Below are 21959 nucleotides of genomic sequence, written 5' to 3' on the forward strand. Positions count from 1 at the left end.
GAACATATCATCAGGGAACGGACTCTAATGATATGTAGCACGAAAAACAGAAAATTTAACTGCAGTGGAGGGATACATAATGGCAGATCGTCGCAATTTATTTTTCTTTTATGGTGATGACAAAGCAACGCTCGTTGAAAAAATGAAACCAATCTATCGTATTTTAGAAGAGAATGGATTTACCATATTAGATCATCCAAAAAATGCAAACGCTATCGTCAGTGTTGGAGATGATGCAACCTTCTTACAAGCCGTTCGTAAAACTGGTTTTAGGGAAGATTGCTTATACGCAGGGATTTCTACGAAAGATGAAACTTCGTTCTACTGCGATTTCCATATTGATCACGTTGATACAGCCCTTCAAGAAATTACAAAAAATGAAATTGAAGTGCGTAAATATCCAACAATTCAGGTAGATGTAGATCACAGTACATCTTTCCATTGTTTAAATGAGTTCTCATTACGTTCTAGTATTATAAAAACATTCGTTGTAGATGTTCACGTTGATGATTTATATTTCGAAACATTTAGAGGTGACGGTTTAGTAGTTTCTACCCCAACAGGAAGTACTGCTTACAATAAATCATTGCATGGCGCAGTTGTTGACCCACTTATTCCATGTTTCCAAGTAAGCGAACTAGCATCTTTAAACAACAACACTTACCGTACGCTCGGTTCACCTTTCATTTTAAATCACGAACGTACATTAACTTTAAAACTAAGACCAGACGGTAACGATTATCCTGTTATCGGCATGGATAACGAAGCGCTTAGCATTAAACAAGTGGAAAAAGCTGTTGTACGCTTAAGCGATAAACAAATTAAAACCGTTAAATTAAAAAACAATTCTTTCTGGGAAAAAGTACAGAGAACGTTTTTATAGGATTAAAATAACCGCAGAATTATGGAATTCCATAATTCTGCGGTTATTTATTTACTCCGATTGGCGCGGACAATACTCTCTTACTATCCACCCGTTATTCTTGTCAGTTTTTGTCGGTAAGTCGATATATTTTAATAATCGCTCATATATTTCGAGTTACGGTAGATATATTTCAATAATCGCTTATATATTTCGAGTTACAGTCGATATATTCCGAAAATCGCTCATATATTTTTACGCATCTTTTCTATAGACAACTTGGCCATCTATTACGGTCATTTCTGCTTCTACTTCTTTTATTTCTTCTGCCTCAATCTCAAACATATTGCGGTCTAATATTGTAAAGTCTGCTTCATATCCTTTTGTAATTTGCCCTCGCTTCGCTTCTTTTCCAATTGCATAGGCACTTCCTGTTGTAAATAAAGAAACAGCCTCATATACCGTTAATCTTTCCTCAGGCATATAGCATACACCGTCAATAAAACTTCTACGTGTAACAGCGCTATATATACCTAGAAACGGATTTACTTGTTCAATGGGGGCATCTGAGCCACCATTACAATGTAGCCCTGCTTCCAGTAATGTCTTCCAAGCATACGCATAACGAAGACGGCGCTCTCCTAGTTTTTCAATGACTGACGGAAAATCTGATGAAAGAAAGACTGGCTGTATATCTATAATGACTTGCAAGTTTTTCATTCTTTCAATTAACTCCTCACGAGCAAGCTGACAATGAATAATGCGGTCACGTAACCCTTTTGCTGGTGGATATAATTCGAGTGCATCAATGACATATTCAAGCGATAAATCACCGATAGTATGAATCGCAACTGGCATATGTAAATCTCGTGCTTTCTTCACTAATTCTGCAAGTTCTTCACATGAGAAAATCGCAACCCCATTCGTTTCCTTCGCATCTTCATACGGTTCACTTAATAATGCTGTTCTTCCGCCAAAAGAACCGTCAGAAAAAATTTTCATTGCCCCAAATTCAATATAATGTTCATTTTCATATTCTTTTCGTTCATGTGCTACTTCATGGTGAACGAGCAAATGGGCTTTAAATGGCATTTCTTTTATCACATGAGAAAACGCATTATGCGTTTTTCTAAAACCACCATAATAATTTAAATCTTCCGTATGCCCGCCAACAAGTCCGTATTTCCAGCAATCTTTAATCGCTGTTTGCAGAGCTCTTTGTAAATAAGCTTCATCAATTTCTGGCTGAACATGTTTAATTAATTCTTGCCCTTGTTCATATAAAAGTCCTGTTAACTTATTTGATGAATCTCTGCCAATTTTCCCGCCTTTTGGATCTTCTGTCGCTTCTGTTATATTCGCTTCTTGCAGTATGTATGAATTCACCCATGTAACGTGACGACAAACTCTCTTTAATAAAATAGGATGGTCTTTCGAAATTTCATCTAAATCACGCGCGTGAACATCTTTCGTATCTGTAAAGTTATTTTCATTCCATCCTTCTCCAATAATCCAAGAGCCCTTTGGAGCTTCTTCCACTTGCTTCTGAACGAGAGCCAGTACTTCGCTATAAGATGTACAATTTGATAAATCTAGACGGAGTAATCTCTCTCCATGCCCAATAAGATGCATATGGCTATCAACGAGACCTGGAATCATTGTTTTTCCTTTTAGGTCATGTAACTTTACGTTTGAATATCTGCTTTCTAATTCTCCCTTATTACCAGCATCAACAATTATGCCGTTTTCAACGTAAACAGCGTCCACTTTTTCATTTTCTTCTCTCATTGTGTAAATGGTGCCGCCATACCAAATTTCTCCCATATATCCCATCTCCTTTATTTTTTATTGTATAAAAAAAAGCACCAGTTCAAAACATGGTGCTTTTCTAAAAATTACTTTTGTTCAGTAGTAGACGTTGTAACTTGCCATTCAATATTAAATTTATCTTTTACTTGTCCGTATGCTGGGCTCCAGAATGTTTCTTGAAGTGGCATGATAACTTCTCCACCTTCTTGTAACTTATCGAATACTTCTTTTGCTTTTTCTGCATTACTAATTTGAATTGCGATTGTTACTTGAGATCCGATTGCATGTCCTTGACCTGGGAATGTATCAGAAATCATAAGATCCGTATTACCAACTTTTAAAGTAGCGTGTAAAACGCGCTCTTTCGCTTCAGCTGGAATCGGGTATTCTGGATTTTCAGGCATGTCACCAAAAGTTTGCATGACTTCTACTTTTGCATCTAAAGCCTCTTTATAAAACTGTACAGCTTCTTGCCCACTACCATCTAAAACTAAGTACGGATTAATACCTAAAATCATACGGACACCTCTTTTTTAAGTTTATAAAATCGAACTTGTGTTCGTTTTTATATTATCATTGTTTTGCATTTCATTCAACTATTTACTTCACTGTTTTCAAAATTATTTTGACGGAATCTCCATCTCTTGTTTTCTAAGTTCAATACGGCGAATTTTTCCAGAAATCGTTTTTGGTAGTTCATCTACAAATTCAATTTTGCGAGGGTATTTATATGGTGCAGTAAGTTCTTTGACGTGTTGTTGGAGTGTTGGAATTAATGTTTCTTCGTTCTTTTCTATATTCTCTCTTAATACGATAAATGCCTTCACGACACTTCCACGAATTTCATCAGGACTTGCGACAACTGCACATTCTCTTACGTAAGGATGTTTTACAAGTGCATCCTCTACTTCAAACGGCCCGATTGTATAACCAGAGCTAATAATGATATCATCACCGCGCCCTTCAAACCAGAAGTAGCCGTCTTCATCTTTCTTCGCTTTATCACCTGTAATATAATAATCACCGCGGAATTGCATCCCTGTACGTTCATCGTCTTTGTAATATTGTTTAAAGAGGGCCGGCGTTTCAATGTGAACTGCAATATCACCAACTTCGCCTACTTTAACCGGAGTACCTTCCTCATTTACGATATCGACGTGGTTACCTGGCGTTGGTTTCCCCATTGATCCTGGTCTAATATCCATCCCTTTCATTACACCAACAAGTAATGTATTTTCCGTTTGCCCATAGCCGTCTCTTACTGTAATATGAAAGTGCTTTTGGAACGTTCCAATGACTTCTCTATTTAATGGCTCACCTGCTGATACAGCGCTATGTAACGCCTCTAAATTGTACTGGCTTAAATCTTCTACCTTTGCCATTAATCTATACTCAGTCGGTGTACAACAAAGCACATTCACCTTATTATCGTCTAATAAGTTCAGGTATGTTTTCGGTTCAAACTTACCGTGATATACAAATCCTGTTGCCCCTGATCCTAGCGTTGCTAAAAACGGGCTCCAAATCCACTTTTGCCAGCCTGGACTAGCTGTTGCCCATACAATATCATTCTCTTCAATTCCGAGCCAATTTGGAGCGCTCGTACGTAAATGAGCGTATGCCCACGCATGTGTATGAACGACACCTTTCGGATTTCCTGTCGTTCCTGACGTGTAAGATAAAAAGACCATATCTTCTTTATCTGTCTTCGCCATTTCTAACATGTCACTCTCTGTTTCTAATGCTGTTTTTAAATTAATCCATCCATCTACTGACTGCTCGCTCAGGACAAATTTTTGAAGAGATTCCATCGCTTTTATATCATCAAACTGCCTAATGTACGGCTCATAGCTTACTATCGCTTTTACTTCTCCATGTCCAATTCGATATTCTATATCTTTTTTACGTAACATTTCCGAGCTTGGAATTACGACAAATCCTGCTTTAATAGCAGCAATATACGTCATGTACGCTTCAATTAAACGCGGCATCATAATGAGAAGCTTGTCCCCTTTTTGCAAACCACTTTTTATAAAAGCGTTTCCAATTTTATTCGCACCTTGCATTAATTCAGCGTATGTAACTTCCCTTCGATTCCCTTTATCATCTTGCCAAATTAAAGCTAACTTCTCTTTATCACCTGTATATTTCTCTATTTCAGAAACTAAATTATAAGACGGTGGCGCCAACAATTCTTCTCTCTTCATAAAATATCCTCCCTTTTCTTTATGCCTCCTTTATATAATAAAGAATTTTCTGTTAATTTTGAACCCTCTTCTTTTGACAAATTTTTCAGTTCTGTCGAATTACTAAATGAAATTACATCAACTTACCGACAAATGGCAACACAAAAAAGAAAGAGCGGGAGAACCCGCTCTTTCTAAGCCATCATATGGGATTATTTTTGGTAACCGCCTAATTGTTGCTCAGCTAGTGAAACTAGACGTTTAGTGATTTCACCACCAACAGAACCGTTAGCGCGAGCTGTTGCATCAGCTCCAAGTTGAACACCAAACTCTTGAGCGATTTCGTATTTCATTTGGTCTAATGCTGATTCAGCACCAGGAACCGCTAATTTATTTGTGCTACGTGACATGTTATATCACCTCCTTGTGAGTATAGAGTGTGATAAATAACATGACTTCATACACGTTTTAGATATGGTAATTTATGGTTTAGAAAAGTTCTTCAAATTTTTCTTCTTCCGCCACTACTTCTATCGTTTGTAATACCATTGTTTCTTTGTTCGCTACAGCTTCATCGATTAATGGTGTGAAATCGTATTTCGCTTCAAAACGATTTGCTTTTTCACGTTTCGGCTTCGTCGCTGGGCTTGCTGGTGTAAATACAGTACAGCAATCTTCATATGGACGAATTGAAATATCATACGTGCCGATTTCTTCAGCGATTTTAATAATCTCTAATTTATCCATCGTAATAAGCGGACGAATAACTGGGTAGTTTGTTACTTCGTTAATCGTATGCATACTATCTAACGTTTGGCTTGCTACTTGCCCAAGACTTTCACCAGTCGTAATTGCAAGTGCGTTACGCTCCTCAGCAATACGTTCTGTAATACGCATCATCATACGGCGCATAACCGTCATTGAATAGCTAGATGGGATTTCTTTATTAATTGTTTTTTGCACTTCTGTAAACGGAACAAGGTGAAGCGTTACTCGTTTACAATACTTCGTTAACTCTTGCGCTAAATCGATTACTTTTTGTTTTGCACGCTCACTTGTGAAAGGTGGACTATGGAAGTGAACTGCTTCCACAGATACGCCACGTTTCATCGTTAAGTAAGCTGCTACTGGGCTATCAATACCACCAGAAAGAAGTACCATTACTTTTCCGCCAACGCCAACTGGTAAACCGCCAGCTCCCATACGCTCATCACACATAATGTAGCTATAACCACTGCGAATTTCTACACGTACATTTACATCTGGATTATGAACATCTACAGTAATATCTTCTGTATTTTCTAGAATGTGTCCACCAATCTCAGGTAATAATTCCATCGTTCTCATTGGGAAATGCTTATAAGAACGGTGTACAGTAATTTTAAATGTTTTCACATCGCCTTTTACTTGTAAGAAAGCTGCTAATGCACCTTTTTTAATGTCTTCTAATTCTGATGGTACTTTCATCGCTAAGTTAAACTTATGAATACCAAATACATCTTTCAATCTTTCAGATACCGCTTCATGATCTTCGCCATTTAATTGGATGTACATACGGTCATGTGTTGCATCGATTTTAATATTTGGGAATTTTTTCAGTTTGAACTTCACGTTATCTTTTAATGTGCTTACAAATTTAGAACGGTTCTTACCTTTTGTCGTCATTTCTCCATAACGCACTAAAATATATTCATATTTCAACATAATTTCTTTACCTCATCACTTCATATAATTTTGGCAGCGTCTCTTTTACAATACCTTCAAATTGTTTTACTTCTTCCATTGTGTTTTCTGGTGCCAAACTAATACGAATAGCGCTTGCAGCTGCTGCATGCGGCACTCCCATTGACACTAACACTCTGCTCACTTCATTTGCTTTTGAAGAACAAGCAGATTTCGTTGACACATATACACCGTGTTCTTCTAAAGCATGAACGACTACTTCTGGTTTTAAACCAACAAATGATACATTTAAAATGTGCGGTGCTGCATATGCAAGCGACGTGTTAATCGTTACATCTTCCATCTCTTTAAAGAAACGAACAAGCTCTGCTTGTAAACTTTGCAAATGAGCTACCTTTTCTTTCACTTGTTCCATTGTCATGCGAAGTGCTTTCACCATCGCTACAATGCCAGGTAAATTCTCTGTACCAGAGCGATACTTAAGCTCTTGTTGACCACCTGATAAAATCGGATCTAATCTTACGCCATCGCGTACATAAAGAAGCCCCGTTCCTTTTACACTGTGGAATTTATGTCCAGATATTGAGCAAAGATCAATATGAGAAGCATATAAATCAAGCGGTACTTTTCCTATCCCTTGTACATGATCTACATGGAATCTTATTTTCGGATGATTCGATAATAACGTTCCAATTTCAGCAACGGGTTGAATTGCTCCAGTTTCGTTGTTCACATGAATAATTGACACAAGAATCGTATCTTCACGAAGCGCTCGTTTCACATCTTCTACCGATACAACACCATGCTCGTTAACCGGTAAATATGTTACATCAAACCCGAGTTCTTCTAATTGCTTATATGCCTCAAACACAGACGCGTGTTCAATATTTGTTGTAATGATATGTTTGCCACGCGAACGATTCCTCATCGCTATCCCTTTAATCGCAAGGTTATTCCCTTCCGTTCCACCTGATGTAAAAATAATTTCAGAAGGTTTAACACGAAGAAGCTGCGCTGCAATCGTTCTTGATTGTGTTAATAGACGCTCTGCCTCTCCTCCAAGCGAATGAATAGAAGAAGGATTACCAAAATATTTCCCAGCAACCGTCACGTACGATTGAAGAGCTTCTGGATATGGCTTAGTCGTCGCACTATTATCAAAATAGATCATCGTTCTTCCCCTTTCAGCGCTATCACATCGTATAATCATATCATAAATACGTGTCATTACGCTAAGACTACGCAAAGGTTCCGTTTTATCTCGATTGGTGAAGGCTAATAATTGGCGAGGATGCCCTCCTATTACAGTTTCACTTTATCCCGCGTTAACGGGCAATAAGACTCTCACCTCAAAATCCAGTTAGAGCAAAGAAGTTAGATGGGAGATTAACTGCCCGTAAATGCCCGATTGGTGAAGGCTAGTAATCAGTGGGGATGAATCTTCCCACCGATTACAGTTTCACTTTATTTTGAAACGAATAACCTTGCTGTATTCCGCTATTCATTATAGCAACATCGCCTGCAAAATTACATAAAAAAACAAACCCTTTTATGAAAGGGTTTGTTCATTGTCTACATATTCAGCTATTTTTTGAACAACGCCAGGTTCAAGTTGCTCTAATACTGAAGCCGCTTGTTCTAAAGCTGCATCGTATTGGTATTCACGGAATAATTTCTCAGCATAATTTAAACTTTCTGCTAGGTTTTCATCATGACTGCGGTAACGGTTACCGTACTGAATTAATTTTTCCACTAAATACGCTTGTCCAATTAACTCTTCTGTCATTTCAGCCACACCATTCACAGTTGTATATGCTTCTTCTAAACTGCTATTTACAGCGTTCATATTTAACGGCTTCACTTCTAATTGTTCATATACAGCTTGCATTGCCATTTGCCCTCTTTTTAAATCTTCCATAATACTCTCTGGAAGACCTGGCAAATTCGATTTTTGCATAAAGCGTTTCGTTTCGAAAATAGTATTTCGCATTTCTTGTAACTTCTCACGTGCTTCAAATTCTTCTTTGCGCATCGTTTGCAGCATTTCTTTATATTCTGCATGAAGTACTTTTAACGTTTCACATTGCTCATAAACCTCTTCTAGTTCCTCGCGAATAATAGAGAAGGCAATATCTTGTTCTGCAACGCGTAATTGTAGCATTTCAAAACGTTTCGTTAAAATGTGCATTTGCTTTTCAATTACTTTTTGAGACTCAATGTCTTTATCTTGTAACTGATAGCTTTGTTTCACAAGTTGTGTTTCTGTTTTCGTTTCAATCGTTTCGATGCGCATTTCTTCTAAATCATCATAAACAGAAAGTGTTTTTTGCTCCACATAATGTCTCGCATGTACTTCTTGTTCCAGTTGATCGTAGAAGCCATCTAAACGTGTTTTTAAGTTTTCTACTTTTTCAGCCGCTTCTGTTATATGAAGCTCCTGTATATCCATTAAACATGTTTGTAGTTGTTTCGTCATATCGCGAACTTCTTTAGGGACTTCCAAATAATCTAATACATAACCTTGTCTTACCATATCATTGTGTCCGTGTAATAAATCTTCCAGCTGAACTGGTAACGTCGCTTGACACTCTACCAATAAATCTGGAATTTGGTGAATAATGATTTCTAAATCTGCTAAACCTTCTTCCAAACTAATAACAATTTCTCTCGCTTTTAAATAGTCGCCATTGTTTGTCGCTTCTTCAAAGGTTTTAAATTTCTCAGATTCAGCGTCTAGCATCTCTTCGATTTTCTGCTCTGCTGCTCCATACATATGTCTATGAGCAAGAACACTCTTTTTCATACTACGATATGTATCACGTAACCCTTCAATTTCCGAGCTATTTTTCTCATGGCTTTCTAACAATTGCTGTAATTCATTTAAAATGTCCGTAATACGATTATCAGCGTCATCTAAACCACTTATGGATTCGTTCATCGCATGCTTTGCTTTTCGGAAGGAGAATTGCGAGGCGAATTTTCGCGCTTGCGCTAAATCTTTGTCAGCTTTCGGAAGGGTTGTTGATACAATTTCATCCCATTCTTCACGCCATTTACCAAACAGTTCTTCTGTTTGACCCGTCATGTTTAAATCTTTTACCCGTTTTAGTTCATCTGCCACAGGTTTATCTTTTATCTCTTGTTTCCACTGCTCCAGTGCTTCAATATCTTTATATGAACGATTTCTTATCACAAGCTCTATCATGAGCAGCACTAGAATAGAGCTTACTACAATGATAACGATCGTCAGGATAGAATCCATGCAAAAAAGCCTCCTAGTTATATCTCTTTTTTTGTCCGTTCCGTTTATGAAATGGAAGGCATTATGTATAAAAAGGGAATTCCCCTATATTTAACAACTAACAATGTACTAATCATACCATGTAATGGTTTGTTTTTGACCTAGTTTTTTTTAAAATTTCATGTTTCTTTCAATGTGATTGTAATCTTTCTCAATATTCCGCCTACCTCACTACCTATCCTCAAATGATTGTAATAACAAACAATCTTTCGTATGGGATACGAAATAAATTTTCCGCATGAGTGGTGGTTCAACAGAAATTACATGTACATTTCCTTGCCTTACAGACTGCTCTACTGCCCTTTCTGGAAGTAACGTGATACCAAGGCCAGCTTTTACCATTGCAAGCATCGGTTCTGCGTAAGATGTTTCCACAGCTATAGTTGGTTTTACACCTATTTCATGAAACATGTTCATAATCATTTTCCTTACATCACATATTTCTGGATATACAATTAATTTTTCATTGTGCAGCTCTTCTATTTGAATGACTATCTTCTCTTTGTACGGATGATTATTTGAAACAGCACAAACAATTTTCTCTTGTTGCACTTCTTTTATATACGTAGCACCTTCTACTACTGAATCGATGAACATCGCGTCAATCTCCCGTGCTTTAAATAACTCTCTTAATACTTCCGTATGTCCGATTTGCCATTCCACTTCGAACTCATCACCTAATATATCTTTACATTCTGATATGTAATGCTCCGCTAAACTCGGTAGTATACCAATTGAAAACTTCCGGTTCTCTTGATACCCCCTCATTTCTGTTTTCACTTCATTTATTTGCTCCAAAATTGGTAACATTCTTTTTATAAATAACTCTCCTGCCTCCGTTAACTCTACTCCTTGCGCAGAACGTTTAAGTAAAGTAACCTCTAAATCCGCTTCTAACTTTTGAATTTGTTTACTAAGCGCTGGTTGAGATATATGTAAAATCTTACTTGCCTTTGATAAACTTCGCGTATGCTTCACTTCAATAAACGATCGTACTGCCTCCAAATCCATCGTACACACCTCTAACAAAAAGTTATAACCGTTATAAGAAATCGATATTTCCTCCTATAAACAATTACTCTTTATACTTATTTCATCAACTTACTATAACGAAATGTAAAGGGGAAAGATACTCTTGAACAAAAAACAAATGCTACTCGGATCCTTTCTATGCTTACTCGCCGTCACTGCCTGGGGATTTATGTTTCCTGTAATGGCAAATGCTCTGCAATTTATCGATCCATTCTTCTTCACAACGCTTCGCTATGGATCAGCAGCTATTATTTTTCTTATTTTGCTATTAATTACTGAAGGAAAGACTTCACTCCGCTTAGAAAAAAGAACACTTTCTCTATTCTTTTACGGGACAGTCGGTTTCGCGGGGTATGGTTTTCTCGTTTTCTACGGACAACAACTTGCCGGACCTTCCGGAGCAATCCATGCAGCTATGATTCAATCCCTTATGCCACTGATTGCCTTATCACTGCAATGGATAACGAAAAATCGCCGCCCACAAAACTATACATTCCTTTGTATGTTCGTTGCATTACTTGGTGTTATGCTTGTCATTTCAAAAGGAAATATTGAATTACTATTTGGAGCTGCAAGCCACTTATCAACAAATATATTGATGCTATGCGGCGTTACTTGCTGGGTCATTTATACAAACGGGGGTGCTCGTTTTCAATCTTGGTCACCACTTAGGTACACGACATTAACTTGTTTATTTGGCTCCATTTCACTCATCGTTATTGTTACTTTCTTAACGTACACAAATATAGTTACTATGCCGTCACTGCGTACAGTTGTGAGCGTTCGTTTTGAACTCTTTTATATGTCGATTATCGCAGGCGTTATCGCTGTATTTTGCTGGAATATGGGAAATCGCTATATTTCATCTATTAACGGCATATTATTTATGAATTTAGTTCCTATCCTTGCACTGATTGGTTCTATCTTTCGAGGTTATACAGTCGATAAAATTGAAATCGCTGGAGCTGCATTAACAATTATCGCGCTATTATGTAACAATTTATGGCAAAGAAAAGTAAACATAAAAATCCCCACCTCAGTTCGTTAGGTGGGGATTCTTCACATATGAACAGCTCTTGGCCATTCATGGTACATATTCGCTTTACATAATGCTTGTTCCATCCATTGCTCAATCTCTTTCGTGTACATCTCTATAAAAAATGTCTCAGACGGGAAAGAATGCAGTACTTCTGATATATATTGTGGATATAAAAACGGCATATTTATCATACCTTTTAATTGCGTCATAAACATTGTAAATGATACTTTCTGAAATTCTTGTTTCATTTGTCCTTGTCTAATCATTTGTTCTATATAATATCTTTCTTTAGAAAAATAAACGGTCATCACTTCACGAATTAATGTCGTATCAAGCGAAAGCTCTCGGTAGAAGAAACGTGTTAGTTCTCTATTTTCAAATTGATATCGTAAAATCCCTCGCACCATTTGCACCATCACATCTTTAGCCGACAAATACTCTCTCTGTTCAAACGACATTTCAATCACATGAATATATCCTTCTAAAAAATCAGTAATAAGCTGTTCTAATAAACCTTGCTTCCCAGCAAAATAATATGAAATATTCGCTACATTCACATCCGCTCGCTTTGCAATGTCTCGCACCGACGTTCCATCATAACCTTTCGTATTAAACAACGATATTGCCGCATCAATTACTTTTTGTTTCGTCTGCTTCATGCGCTCACTTCCCTTCAATGAACAGCTATAGTTTAAATTTCTTGACTTTTAAGACAAATTCCTTTAATTTTCTATCGACAAAGTCATGTGAAATACATCGTATTTTGCTAATATTTTACACATCTCGATAAAAAAGGAGCTGTTTCCATGTTTACTAAAGAAAGTTATGCAGGATCTCGCGTGCAGCAATATGAGACAGTAATTAAACAACTGGATGCGTTATTAACTGGCGAATCAAACGTAGTCGCAAACTTATCAAATGCGTCCGCATTATTAAACCAATTTTTAGATCGCGTTAATTGGGTTGGCTTTTACGTAACAGAAGGAAATCAGCTTGTCCTTGGACCGTTCCAAGGAATGCCTGCTTGCGTACGCATTCCATTTGGACGAGGCGTTTGCGGCGTAGCAGCTGAAACGAAAACAACGCAGCTTGTAGCGGACGTTCACCAATTCCCAGGTCACATCGCTTGCGATAGTGCTTCTAATTCGGAAATCGTTGTACCGATTGTGAAAGAAGGAGCTGTCATTGGTGTACTGGACATTGATAGTCCTGAAAAAAATCGTTTTGATGAAGTAGATCAGCGCTATTTAGAAAAGTTTGTGGAAACACTCCTAAAACATATGTAAAAAGAAAAGAGCGAGTTATCGATTTAGTACGTCCTGTACAAAACCGATAGCTCACTCTTTTTTCATTGATTAACAGTAGATATTTTCTTTAATGCCTGCTCTAAATCAGAAACGATATCCTCCCACGATTCTAAACCGACCGATAAGCGTATTAAATTATCGAAAATGCCCATTTCTTTTCTTAGTTCCGCTGGAATCGCAGCGTGCGTCATCGTTGCTGGATGCTGAATTAACGTTTCTGTATCTCCTAAACTCACCGCAATTGTAATAAAGTGAAGATCATTAATAAACGCTTGCGTCTCTTCTTTTCCGCCTTTTACTGAAAAAGAAATAACACCGCCCCCGCGTTTCATTTGACGAGATGCTAACTCCCCTTCTGGATACCAAACACCTTCTACCGCATCATGTTTTCTTAAGAACGATACAATTTTTTCTGCATTATCACAATGACGATCCATTCTTACTGCTAACGTCTTTAACCCACGTAATAATAACCACGCATCAAACGGCGCCATAATACCGCCGATATCCTTTCGCATCGGGCGAATCTTTTCAGCTAATGCTTTCGTTTTACAAATTGTTACACCTGCTACAACGTCACCGTGACCACCAATATATTTTGTCGCACTATGCACAACAGCGTCACAGCCAAGCTCAAGCGGCCTTTGTAAATAAGGTGAACAAAACGTATTATCAACAATAACAAGTAAGCCTTTTCGCTTCGCAACCCGAATCACTTGTTTTAAATCAATTAATTTCATTGTCGGATTAATTGGTGTTTCAACGAAAATAAGCTTTGTATTTGGGCGAATTTTATTTTCAATATCAACCTCTGTCTCCATATCACAAAACGAATGCGTAATCATAAATTTTTCTTCTAACACTTCTAAAAAACCGTACGTGCATCCGTATAATCCATTTGAACAAATAATATGATCTCCAGCCTTTAAAAAACCGATTAAAGTCGCTGAAATAGCTGCCATACCAGATCCGAAGGCAAGTGCCTCTTCTCCTCCTTCTAACACCGCCATACGTTCTTCAAATAATTTCACAGTTGGATTTCCAAGCCGTGAGTAAATATAAGATGGATCCACTCCCGCAAAACTCGCCTCTCCTTGCTGCGCAGTCTCAAATGTAAATGTAGAAGTTTGAAATAAAGGTGGTGTTAAACTTCCTTTATGTTCCTCAGATGTATAACCGTGATGAATTAACGCTGTCTCCATATGCTTCTTTTTCATAAAAACATCCCCCTTATGTTTTTATTGCCGCATATTCATCCATAAAAATTTGATGAACATTTTCCTTCATTTTATGTAAGCGTTTTATTTGTGTTTCTATCTCTTCTTCTATATTGTTTTAAATTCCTTCTTATATTAATTTCCAAAATTTATATGCATAAAACAAAAACGTACTCGCTTGACGAAACTCTGGGTAAAAGATATAATAGCGTTTGTGTAAAATAAAAAGGCAGCCTTGTAATGTGAGTTTATCGTTTGTATTTTGTTCCTCTACGGAGGTGTATCTCGTAACTCCCTGCTGCTGGAGCGAAGGTACATGAAAACAAAATGCCCGTAAATATCGATTACGTCTGTTTTTATTTTACGTAAATAAAAACATTTTTAAAGGAGGAGTCAACTATGGCTCGTTATACAGGTCCAGCTTGGAAACTGTCTCGTCGTCTTGGAATCTCTCTAAGCGGCACAGGAAAAGAATTAGAAAAACGCCCTTACGCACCAGGTCCTCACGGTCCTAACCAACGTAAGAAACTTTCAGAATACGGTTTACAATTACAAGAGAAACAAAAACTTCGTCACATGTACGGCATGACTGAGCGTCAATTCCGTCGCACATTTGACCAAGCAGGTAAAATGCCTGGTAAGCACGGCGAAAACTTCATGATCCTTCTTGAAGCTCGTCTTGACAACTTAGTTTACCGTATGGGCTTAGCTCGCACTCGTCGTGCAGCTCGCCAATTAGTAAACCACGGTCACATCATGGTTGATGGCGCTCGCGTAGATATCCCATCTTACCGTGTAAAACCTGGTCAAACTATCAGCGTTCGCGAAAAATCTAACAGCCTTGTTGTTGTTAAAGAAGCGATCGAAGTTAACAACTTCGTACCAGAATACTTAACTTTCGATGCTGACAAATTAGAAGCTACTTACACTCGTCACGCTGAGCGTTCTGAGTTACCAGCTGAAATCAACGAAGCATTAATCGTAGAGTTCTACTCTCGTTAATCTCGGTACTCTGCAAAGAGTATTATTAAAAGCCTTAGGAACCTTGTTTATCAAGGGACCTGGGCTTTTTTTATTTATATAAAGCATAAAAAAGAATGTACTGGGGGCAAAAAATAATATGGCTGGCGTGTGTATAGAAATGGATAAGTGTAAGTAAAATAATAAAACCTCTGTAGGTCCGTAGTACATTCATCTTATTAGTAATTAATAATTATTAGTCCTTCTTTCTTTAAAATTGTTCATTGTTCTTTTATCTACATAAGAAGAAACTTTTCCACTTCTAACGCTGAAAAATACCACTTTCCATCTATTTTAAATTTCGGGAAACGTTCATCATAAAACCAATTTTCTCTGATGGAATTTCCACTCATACATGTTTGTCTACACAATTCTTTCATATCCCAAAACATTTTTCTATGTTCAATATGATCTAGCCGTTTTCGTAACTCTTCTAAGAAAAGTTCTTCAATCTTTTGTTCATCTATTTTAATATCAAGAATGTTGTTATTCACCTTCTTTCATACTTTCATTTTGCTTATTTCGTTGTTCTACTTTCCTTTTTATAATTAGCTCCCGTACAGCTGGTATTAACGGTGTTAAAAATTTCTTCCGCTGTTCCTTTGTAAGGATTACTTTCACCACATACTCATATTCATCACGAATAATTTGTTCTTCACTCATCCTCTATCACATCTTTTCTTTTTATTCCCTTTGTAAGTGAGTATCGTACACAATTTTCCATCTTCCAGAAAAACCTTTCTGTCATAATCCGCCAGAATTTCCTCACGATTTATTCTTTCTACTTTTTCACCAACTTCCCAATATCCAGCACGAAGCAGAAACTCAGAATCCCCTTCTGGAATCGGTAATTCATACCATCTAAAGTTATTCTAGTTACTTCAATACCTTCTCTAATAATCATTTCATCACCCTTTCATTATGAATATGGATAAGTTCGCTTTGAGTTTTATTAATACCCTTACAAAAATAATCAGTTACGTAAACAACTTCTTTGATAAAGAGTTTATGAAAGCATAAAAAAGCCCCCAAACGCTAAGGAATTTATAAAGGAATTTTTTAAAAGTATACGGAGTGGGATTCTCCACAACCGTAATACATGTTTTCATATTGTTAAAACCCTCTTAAGGATGAAATATCTATATATCTTATTTATATAACTTATGTTATAGTTTCATATGTTAATTAATTACAATTCTTTTTAAAAGGAGTATACGCAATGAAAGCAAAGAAACTAATATGTTTTTTAGCATTACCACTTATGTTAGTAGCGTGGGTAGGATGTTCTAAGAACAATACAGAAGAGAATAAGACTGATAGCTTAAAGATTTCAGAGTCAGAAAAGAAGAAAGACGAGTCAATAGACAAAGAAGCAGATAAGCTAAACAAGGAAAAAGAAGAATTGCTTGCTAAAAAGGAAGAATTGCTTGCTGAAAAGGAAGAATTGCTTGCTGAAAAGAAAGCTAAGGAAGAAAAAGAGGTAACGAAAAAGAAAGAAGATACAGATAAAAATGAAGTCTCAAACGATAAAACAGTAAAAGAAGCTGTAATTGGAGAAGGTAGAACACTAGCTGAGGAAAGAGAGTATAGAGATAAGCAGTTAACTAAAGGTTCTAGTGCATCTTCTCCTTTAGAGAAGTATCAAGAAGATATTAAGGATACTTCTAATGACTTAAAGACGGCAGTTCAATCTATTAAATCCTTAGCTGAAAAAGATGGAACGTGGAAAACAACTCAAACAGGATTAAAGGGAGAATTAAGTAGAGTAAGTGGGAGAGCTAATAGACTAGCAAGTATAGAACCTCCTAAGGAGGATGATTACTTCAAAGTTCAATTAAGAGACGATGCAAGAGCAATTAAACAAATGGTAGACCAAGCATTTATAGCTTTAAATGAAAATGATACTGAAACAGCCAAGTTAAACATAGGTGCTATGATAGATTATGTAGATATAATGTCTTCAACATTGAATGAAATACAAAATGTACAAAATGGAGTTTAAAGGGGTATGTGCCAAAGAAGCAAAATATTGAGATTGGCAAATTACTAGACTCAGAATCAATAACAAGTATTTTAGCTAACTTTGTAGGTGGAAAAACAAAATCAGTTGATTATGATGACGAAAAAGATAAAGATGTAGTTATAATTAATGAACTTACATTAGTTGTTTTAGTCACCTAATGCTTCCAAAATGAGGATGAATAAAACATTTCAATAGAAAAGCTACCAAAGAAACTAAAACCTTTCTCTGGCAGCCTTTATTTATATATATTAAAGTTATTTATTTTCCTCTTTCTGAACATATACATAAGCATCTTTCTGCTCTTTATGTACATCCACCTTCGAATTCTCTGCAAGCTGACCCGCATTTAGCAAAGAAAAAATAATGAGCGCTTCTAGTGACATTTCGTTTTACCACTCCTTTCTAGTTGTTATACATTTATCATACCGCTTACATGTGATTTCCGTATGAACTCGAAAAGGAGATTACAACAAAATGGTTACAAGCATATGAATGCACGCTATAATAACCATAAAATGGGAGGTGGATTCTTTTTGACAATAAATCAAATGGTTCAACTCGGAAGTTCATTTATGCTATTTATTACTTCCGCACTGATGAGTTGGTATCAGGGGAGTAATTTAATAGATAATCCTGATGAATGGAAATATAGCGCTAAGTTTACAAATTACTTTAAAGGCACCGTTTCAAATTACCAAGATATTTATCAAATCGATTTCTTTATATATGCGGCAAAATTTTATCCAACAGCATTTATCGTTATGCTAGTTAGTTTACTTTATATGCTCATATTAATTCTTTATATTCTATTTAAAAGAAAAGATCCGGCGATTTAAATCCATACATAAAAACCCCGAATCATAGACTTTTCAGCCTACAATTCGGGGTACTATTTGTTTACATTCGTTTCTAATTAGTAACGAATTAAGAAATATTTCTTCTTACCGCGGCGAATGATTGTGAATTTACCTTCGATGCGGTCGTTTTCTGTTACAACGTAGTCTAATGCTTGTGTACGCTCACCGTTCACGTAGATTGCGCCGTTCGTTACATCTTCACGTGCTTGACGTTTTGATGGAGAGATTTTGCTTTCTACAAGTAAGTCGATTAATACTGTATCTTCTGCAGTACGTTCTACAGATGGTACGTCTTTGAATCCTTGCTCGATTTCGCTTGCAGTCAGTTCTGCTACAGAACCGCTGAATAATGCAGCTGAAATTTTAATCGCTTGCTCTAATGCTTCTTCACCATGAACAAGTTTTGTCATTTCAGAACCTAATGCTTTTTGTGCTGCACGTTTTTCTGGCGCTTCAGCTACTTGCTTTTCAAGCTCAAGAATTTCTTCATGAGATAAGAATGTGAAGTATTTTAAGTATTTAACAACATCGCGGTCATCTGTGTTAATCCAGAATTGGTAGAACTCGTAAGGAGTTGTTTTCTCTGGGTCTAACCAAATTGCTCCGCCTTCTGTTTTACCAAACTTCGTACCGTCAGATTTAGTAACAAGTGGAATTGTTAAACCGAATGCTTTCGCATCTTCTTCTGATTTACGGATTAATTCAAGACCCGCTGTAATGTTACCCCATTGGTCACTACCACCGATTTGTAGGCGACAATTATGTTGTTGGTATAAGTTTAAGAAGTCGTATGATTGTAAAATCATGTAACTGAACTCAGTGAATGAAATACCAGTTTCTAAACGAGATGCTACTGTATCTTTTGCTAACATATAGTTTAAACCGAAGTTTTTACCGATATCGCGTAAGAATGAAATGACATCTAAGTTACCAAGCCAGTCATAGTTGTTAGCCATTGTTGCTGGGTTGTCCACGTTTTCGAACTCTAAGAAGTTTGAAAGTTGGTTTTTAATACTTTCTGTGTAGTAAGCAACTGTATCTTTCGTATTTAATGTACGCTCTGCTTTTTTACCACTTGGGTCACCGATCATACCAGTACCACCACCAACAAGTGCGATTGGTTGGTGACCAGCTAATTGGAAACGACGTAACATTAATACTGGTAACATATGACCAATGTGTAAGCTATCTGCTGTCGGATCGAAACCACAGTATAATTTAACGCTTTCTTTTTCTAATAATTGCTCAAGGCCCTCAGCATCTGTTTGCTGATTAATTAGACCGCGAAATTCAAGATCTTGTAAAATACCCATATCCTACATACTCTCCTTTAAGTTCATTACTGGCGTGAAGGTTGAAAACATAAAAAAATCGCCCCTTCAAATAAGGGACGATTTTGATTATCGCGTTACCACCCTAGTTGCAGGCAAAAAAGCCTACCACCTTATTTACATAACGGCTTAGCACCGTCTTTTCCCTTTTGAATACAATTCAATCGAAAAAAGATGCTCTAGGGGCGTAATTCGCGATCATCTATGTGCTGATTTTCACCGACCATCAGCTCTCTAAAACAGGGAAATGATCACTACTTCTCCCTTTCCACGCTCAATTATTCATATACTTTTCTTTATATCATTATTTACTAGCATGTGTCAAATTGAAGAAAATACTATATACAAACTACCTTGAAGATTTTTCCCCTCCATAAAACTCTTGCATCTCCTTTTCGGAAACCTTTGTCAGTTTTAATTTATGCGATTTCTTTCCCTCTTCACTCATGTACAACGTTGTATCATCCAATAATTCCAATTTCACTCTTCCATTCCAAGGGTATGACATATTACATATTACTTGATTATCATTATAATCTACTACACTCCCTTTAACTCTTTCTGTTTTCCCTCTCTTTTCATAAAACACTATTTCAATATTTTTATCGTCTATTTCTTGAATCTGAAGGTAAGCCCCTTTACCGCCAGCATACCAATACCCTTTCATCTTATTAAAAGAAGAAGAATGAGTTAAAAAAATATACATAGTGCTTGCAACGATTATTAAGGCTATTGCACTTACAACTACGAATCGTTTATGGGCTAGAAAACTAGTTTTTTTCTTATTCTCTACATTCCATTCATTGTTCGTTTCTAATATCTCCTCTGAACATTGTTGTTTCTCTAAATTCATACCACAATCCCCACAAAAATTATCATGCTGTCGCACCTGACTTCCACAATTGGAACACTGTCTCATAATTTATCTTCCTCTCAACAATATATTAATTATATATTTGTATATTAACATATTATTATTTCATTTGGAATTAATTTCATAATATGTATAAATGTAAAAAGCACATAGCTTTCACTATGCACTTCATTTCTCCTACCCTATTTAAAATCCTATAATTAATATCATAATTATAGAAATAACCGGAAGCCCAACTAATAACGAGACATGAAACACAACTGATAAATCATTCCCAATGGTCGCCTCCACAGGATCTTTCGCCGGGGAACCAAGAAACCCGATTAATCGATCGAATCGACTTACCGTTTTTGGAAAGTCTGGTATTTCTACATGATCACTATCTAAATGTTGCTTTAACTTATATTCACTCTTAAAGGGATTTTCGCTCAATTTCGTCCACCTCCAGCAATTGTTTCAATTTCTTTATTCCATTATGAAGTCTCGATTTCACCGTTCCAATCGGAATGTTTAATATTTCTGCAATTTCTTTTTGCTGCATGTCATGATAATAAGAAAGGATTAGGACCGCTCTTTGTTCTTCTGGAACTTTCAAAATTGCTTCTCTAACTGTGAGCCGATCTTCGTGAGAAAATTCTTTTTCCGGAATCGGCACTAAAAACGGCAAAAGCGTACGCCACTTTTTTCTCCTATTTAATTTATTAATCATAAGACGATAACCAATTTGAAATAAATACGTTTTTATTTTGCCTTTTTCAAGTTCATACATATGTTTCTTACGCTCTAGCGTCAAAAACGTATCTTGTACAAGGTCGATACTTAATTGTTCATCTCGATTAAATCGATATAAAAATGTGTATAGCGCTGGTTTGATTAAAACATATAGTTTTTCCCCAGCCTGCTTATCTCCACTTTGATACGCAAGCATGAGCTCCTCCTCAATCCCAATCTGCGCCATGATTTTTGATCTCCTTTATTCCTTTTAACGTTAATGAAATGCGAGAGATTAAATATGCAATTGCAATAAAAACCCACAACTGCGATTGATTTGTAAAAAATTGAACATATGGATTTTGAATTGTAAATCCCATTGGAACTAAAAAAATTAAAACCTGCACACATATGCATGCATACAACGCAAGGCAGACAGAAATAGTGTCAAATACATTCCAGCGAAAATACACTTTTGTTTTTGTAAAATCAATTTTATATCCATTTTTCCGTACTATATGTTTTCTATCAAATGGAATAATGATTGAAAACATAACACCCATTATAACTCCAGCTGTAAGCATTGATACTCTATATCCAATTGGTATCGGTAAGAAAAGACCACAAGAAAATACAACTATAATTCCAATTACAGCAAGAGTAAGAAGTAATTTATTAGACATATAAAAGCCTCCCTCATCTATTCT

General features: G+C 36.5%; 25 protein-coding genes, 1 pseudogene and 1 other annotated feature. Of the genes and pseudogenes, 7 read left to right on the plus strand and 19 right to left on the minus strand.

The genetic code is table 11. The features are described from left to right. Nucleotides 1–79: 79 nt before the first annotated feature. A complete protein-coding gene (locus tag HFD78_RS08905; protein WP_000785186.1) occupies nucleotides 80–883 on the plus strand; it encodes an NAD kinase in 804 nt (267 codons plus the stop codon). Between the two features lie 234 nt (nucleotides 884–1117). On the opposite strand, the gene HFD78_RS08910 is transcribed toward HFD78_RS08905, so the two are convergent. The 8 genes from HFD78_RS08910 to HFD78_RS08945 all read right to left on the minus strand — a co-directional run bounded on the left by HFD78_RS08910 (nucleotide 1118) and on the right by HFD78_RS08945 (nucleotide 10852). Continuing rightward, nucleotides 1118–2686, minus strand: coding sequence for an amidohydrolase (locus HFD78_RS08910; RefSeq protein WP_061654597.1), 1569 nt, complete (start codon nucleotides 2684–2686; stop codon nucleotides 1118–1120). A 71-nt stretch (nucleotides 2687–2757) separates the two neighbouring features. Continuing rightward, nucleotides 2758–3189, minus strand: a complete 432-nt coding sequence (locus HFD78_RS08915) for a VOC family protein (protein WP_000600350.1) — start codon at nucleotides 3187–3189, stop codon at nucleotides 2758–2760. A gap of 102 nt (nucleotides 3190–3291) precedes the next feature. Further along, entirely contained in the window at nucleotides 3292–4878 is a 1587-nt protein-coding gene (mbcS, locus tag HFD78_RS08920) for an acyl-CoA synthetase MbcS (RefSeq protein ID WP_098005920.1), read from the minus strand. Nucleotides 4879–5069: 191 nt separating this feature from the next. Next, on the minus strand, nucleotides 5070–5267 hold the full coding sequence (locus HFD78_RS08925) for an alpha/beta-type small acid-soluble spore protein (RefSeq protein WP_000091640.1): 198 nt from the start codon (nucleotides 5265–5267) through the stop codon (nucleotides 5070–5072). 79 nt (nucleotides 5268–5346) lie between these two features. After that, nucleotides 5347–6561, minus strand: a complete 1215-nt coding sequence (thiI, locus tag HFD78_RS08930) for a tRNA uracil 4-sulfurtransferase ThiI (protein ID WP_000922340.1) — start codon at nucleotides 6559–6561, stop codon at nucleotides 5347–5349. A gap of 7 nt (nucleotides 6562–6568) precedes the next feature. Next, nucleotides 6569–7711, minus strand: a complete 1143-nt coding sequence (locus tag HFD78_RS08935; RefSeq protein WP_000638991.1) for a cysteine desulfurase family protein — start codon at nucleotides 7709–7711, stop codon at nucleotides 6569–6571. Nucleotides 7712–8089: 378 nt separating this feature from the next. Then, nucleotides 8090–9802: a septation ring formation regulator EzrA gene (gene ezrA, locus HFD78_RS08940; protein WP_000377305.1), complete on the minus strand. Its 1713-nt coding sequence runs from the start codon at nucleotides 9800–9802 to the stop codon at nucleotides 8090–8092. A gap of 210 nt (nucleotides 9803–10012) precedes the next feature. Continuing rightward, a complete protein-coding gene (locus tag HFD78_RS08945) occupies nucleotides 10013–10852 on the minus strand; it encodes a LysR family transcriptional regulator (protein WP_000362532.1) in 840 nt (279 codons plus the stop codon). Between the two features lie 124 nt (nucleotides 10853–10976). Here HFD78_RS08945 and HFD78_RS08950 point away from each other — a divergent pair, with 124 nt between their 5' ends. Further along, entirely contained in the window at nucleotides 10977–11921 is a 945-nt protein-coding gene (locus tag HFD78_RS08950; RefSeq protein WP_002101415.1) for a DMT family transporter, read from the plus strand. Between the two features lie 11 nt (nucleotides 11922–11932). On the opposite strand, the gene refZ is transcribed toward HFD78_RS08950, so the two are convergent. Next, nucleotides 11933–12571: a forespore capture DNA-binding protein RefZ gene (gene refZ, locus HFD78_RS08955; protein WP_000814921.1), complete on the minus strand. Its 639-nt coding sequence runs from the start codon at nucleotides 12569–12571 to the stop codon at nucleotides 11933–11935. Between the two features lie 147 nt (nucleotides 12572–12718). Here refZ and HFD78_RS08960 point away from each other — a divergent pair, with 147 nt between their 5' ends. Beyond that, nucleotides 12719–13198: a GAF domain-containing protein gene (locus tag HFD78_RS08960; RefSeq protein ID WP_000494340.1), complete on the plus strand. Its 480-nt coding sequence runs from the start codon at nucleotides 12719–12721 to the stop codon at nucleotides 13196–13198. Nucleotides 13199–13260: 62 nt separating this feature from the next. On the opposite strand, the gene megL is transcribed toward HFD78_RS08960, so the two are convergent. After that, nucleotides 13261–14436 carry a methionine gamma-lyase gene (megL, locus tag HFD78_RS08965; protein WP_000726606.1) on the minus strand — a complete coding sequence of 392 codons (1176 nt, stop codon included), beginning with the start codon at nucleotides 14434–14436 and terminating at the stop codon, nucleotides 13261–13263. 399 nt (nucleotides 14437–14835) lie between these two features. Between megL and rpsD the strand changes: the two genes are divergently transcribed. Next, complete coding sequence (gene rpsD / locus HFD78_RS08970) at nucleotides 14836–15438, plus strand: 30S ribosomal protein S4 (protein ID WP_000135317.1); 603 nt, start codon at nucleotides 14836–14838, stop codon at nucleotides 15436–15438. Between the two features lie 254 nt (nucleotides 15439–15692). Here rpsD and HFD78_RS08975 read toward each other — a convergent pair whose 3' ends face one another. The 3 genes and pseudogenes from HFD78_RS08975 to HFD78_RS29420 form a co-directional block, all read right to left on the minus strand. Next, entirely contained in the window at nucleotides 15693–15950 is a 258-nt protein-coding gene (locus tag HFD78_RS08975) for a hypothetical protein (protein WP_001063532.1), read from the minus strand. Beyond that, the gene (locus HFD78_RS08980) at nucleotides 15943–16119 is read right to left on the minus strand and encodes a hypothetical protein (RefSeq protein ID WP_001288257.1); all 177 of its coding nucleotides are present in this window, start codon (nucleotides 16117–16119) and stop codon (nucleotides 15943–15945) included. The genes HFD78_RS08975 and HFD78_RS08980 overlap by 8 nt, the downstream gene beginning before the upstream one ends. Then, nucleotides 16116–16360 (minus strand): annotated as a pseudogene (locus tag HFD78_RS29420) (hypothetical protein). The gene HFD78_RS08980 and the pseudogene HFD78_RS29420 overlap by 4 nt, the downstream one beginning before the upstream one ends. A 315-nt stretch (nucleotides 16361–16675) precedes the next feature. On the opposite strand from HFD78_RS29420, the gene HFD78_RS08985 reads away from it, so the two are divergent. Together HFD78_RS08985 and HFD78_RS08990 are read left to right on the plus strand one after the other, a co-directional pair. Next, nucleotides 16676–17458 carry a DUF6376 family protein gene (locus HFD78_RS08985; protein WP_191968062.1) on the plus strand — a complete coding sequence of 261 codons (783 nt, stop codon included), beginning with the start codon at nucleotides 16676–16678 and terminating at the stop codon, nucleotides 17456–17458. An 8-nt stretch (nucleotides 17459–17466) separates the two neighbouring features. Then, a complete protein-coding gene (locus HFD78_RS08990) occupies nucleotides 17467–17637 on the plus strand; it encodes a hypothetical protein (RefSeq protein WP_002196925.1) in 171 nt (56 codons plus the stop codon). 96 nt (nucleotides 17638–17733) lie between these two features. Here the strand turns inward: HFD78_RS08990 and HFD78_RS08995 are convergent, their stop codons facing one another. Then, nucleotides 17734–17862: a hypothetical protein gene (locus tag HFD78_RS08995; protein ID WP_000050944.1), complete on the minus strand. Its 129-nt coding sequence runs from the start codon at nucleotides 17860–17862 to the stop codon at nucleotides 17734–17736. Between the two features lie 165 nt (nucleotides 17863–18027). Here HFD78_RS08995 and HFD78_RS09000 point away from each other — a divergent pair, with 165 nt between their 5' ends. Next, nucleotides 18028–18315: a YjdJ family protein gene (locus HFD78_RS09000; RefSeq protein WP_113623466.1), complete on the plus strand. Its 288-nt coding sequence runs from the start codon at nucleotides 18028–18030 to the stop codon at nucleotides 18313–18315. 77 nt (nucleotides 18316–18392) lie between these two features. Here the strand turns inward: HFD78_RS09000 and tyrS are convergent, their stop codons facing one another. From tyrS to HFD78_RS09025, 5 genes are all read right to left on the minus strand, one after another. Next, nucleotides 18393–19649, minus strand: a complete 1257-nt coding sequence (gene tyrS, locus HFD78_RS09005; protein ID WP_000512083.1) for a tyrosine--tRNA ligase — start codon at nucleotides 19647–19649, stop codon at nucleotides 18393–18395. 70 nt (nucleotides 19650–19719) lie between these two features. Continuing rightward, nucleotides 19720–19947 (minus strand) — a binding site (T-box leader). A gap of 69 nt (nucleotides 19948–20016) precedes the next feature. Further along, nucleotides 20017–20586 (minus strand): zinc ribbon domain-containing protein, encoded by a 570-nt coding sequence (locus HFD78_RS09010; protein ID WP_001248209.1) that lies wholly within the window; start codon nucleotides 20584–20586, stop codon nucleotides 20017–20019. 141 nt (nucleotides 20587–20727) lie between these two features. Further along, the gene (locus HFD78_RS09015; protein ID WP_001293780.1) at nucleotides 20728–20973 is read right to left on the minus strand and encodes a hypothetical protein; all 246 of its coding nucleotides are present in this window, start codon (nucleotides 20971–20973) and stop codon (nucleotides 20728–20730) included. Further along, nucleotides 20954–21499: an RNA polymerase sigma factor gene (locus HFD78_RS09020; protein WP_000057185.1), complete on the minus strand. Its 546-nt coding sequence runs from the start codon at nucleotides 21497–21499 to the stop codon at nucleotides 20954–20956. The genes HFD78_RS09015 and HFD78_RS09020 overlap by 20 nt, the downstream gene beginning before the upstream one ends. Next, on the minus strand, nucleotides 21480–21935 hold the full coding sequence (locus HFD78_RS09025) for a hypothetical protein (RefSeq protein ID WP_097961137.1): 456 nt from the start codon (nucleotides 21933–21935) through the stop codon (nucleotides 21480–21482). Before HFD78_RS09025 ends, HFD78_RS09020 begins: the two co-directional genes overlap by 20 nt. Between the last annotated feature and the right edge of the window lie 24 nt (nucleotides 21936–21959).

The sequence above is a fragment of the Bacillus sp. EKM501B genome, assembly GCF_011800505.1.
Taxonomy (GTDB): Bacteria; Bacillota; Bacilli; order Bacillales; family Bacillaceae_G; genus Bacillus_A; species Bacillus_A cereus.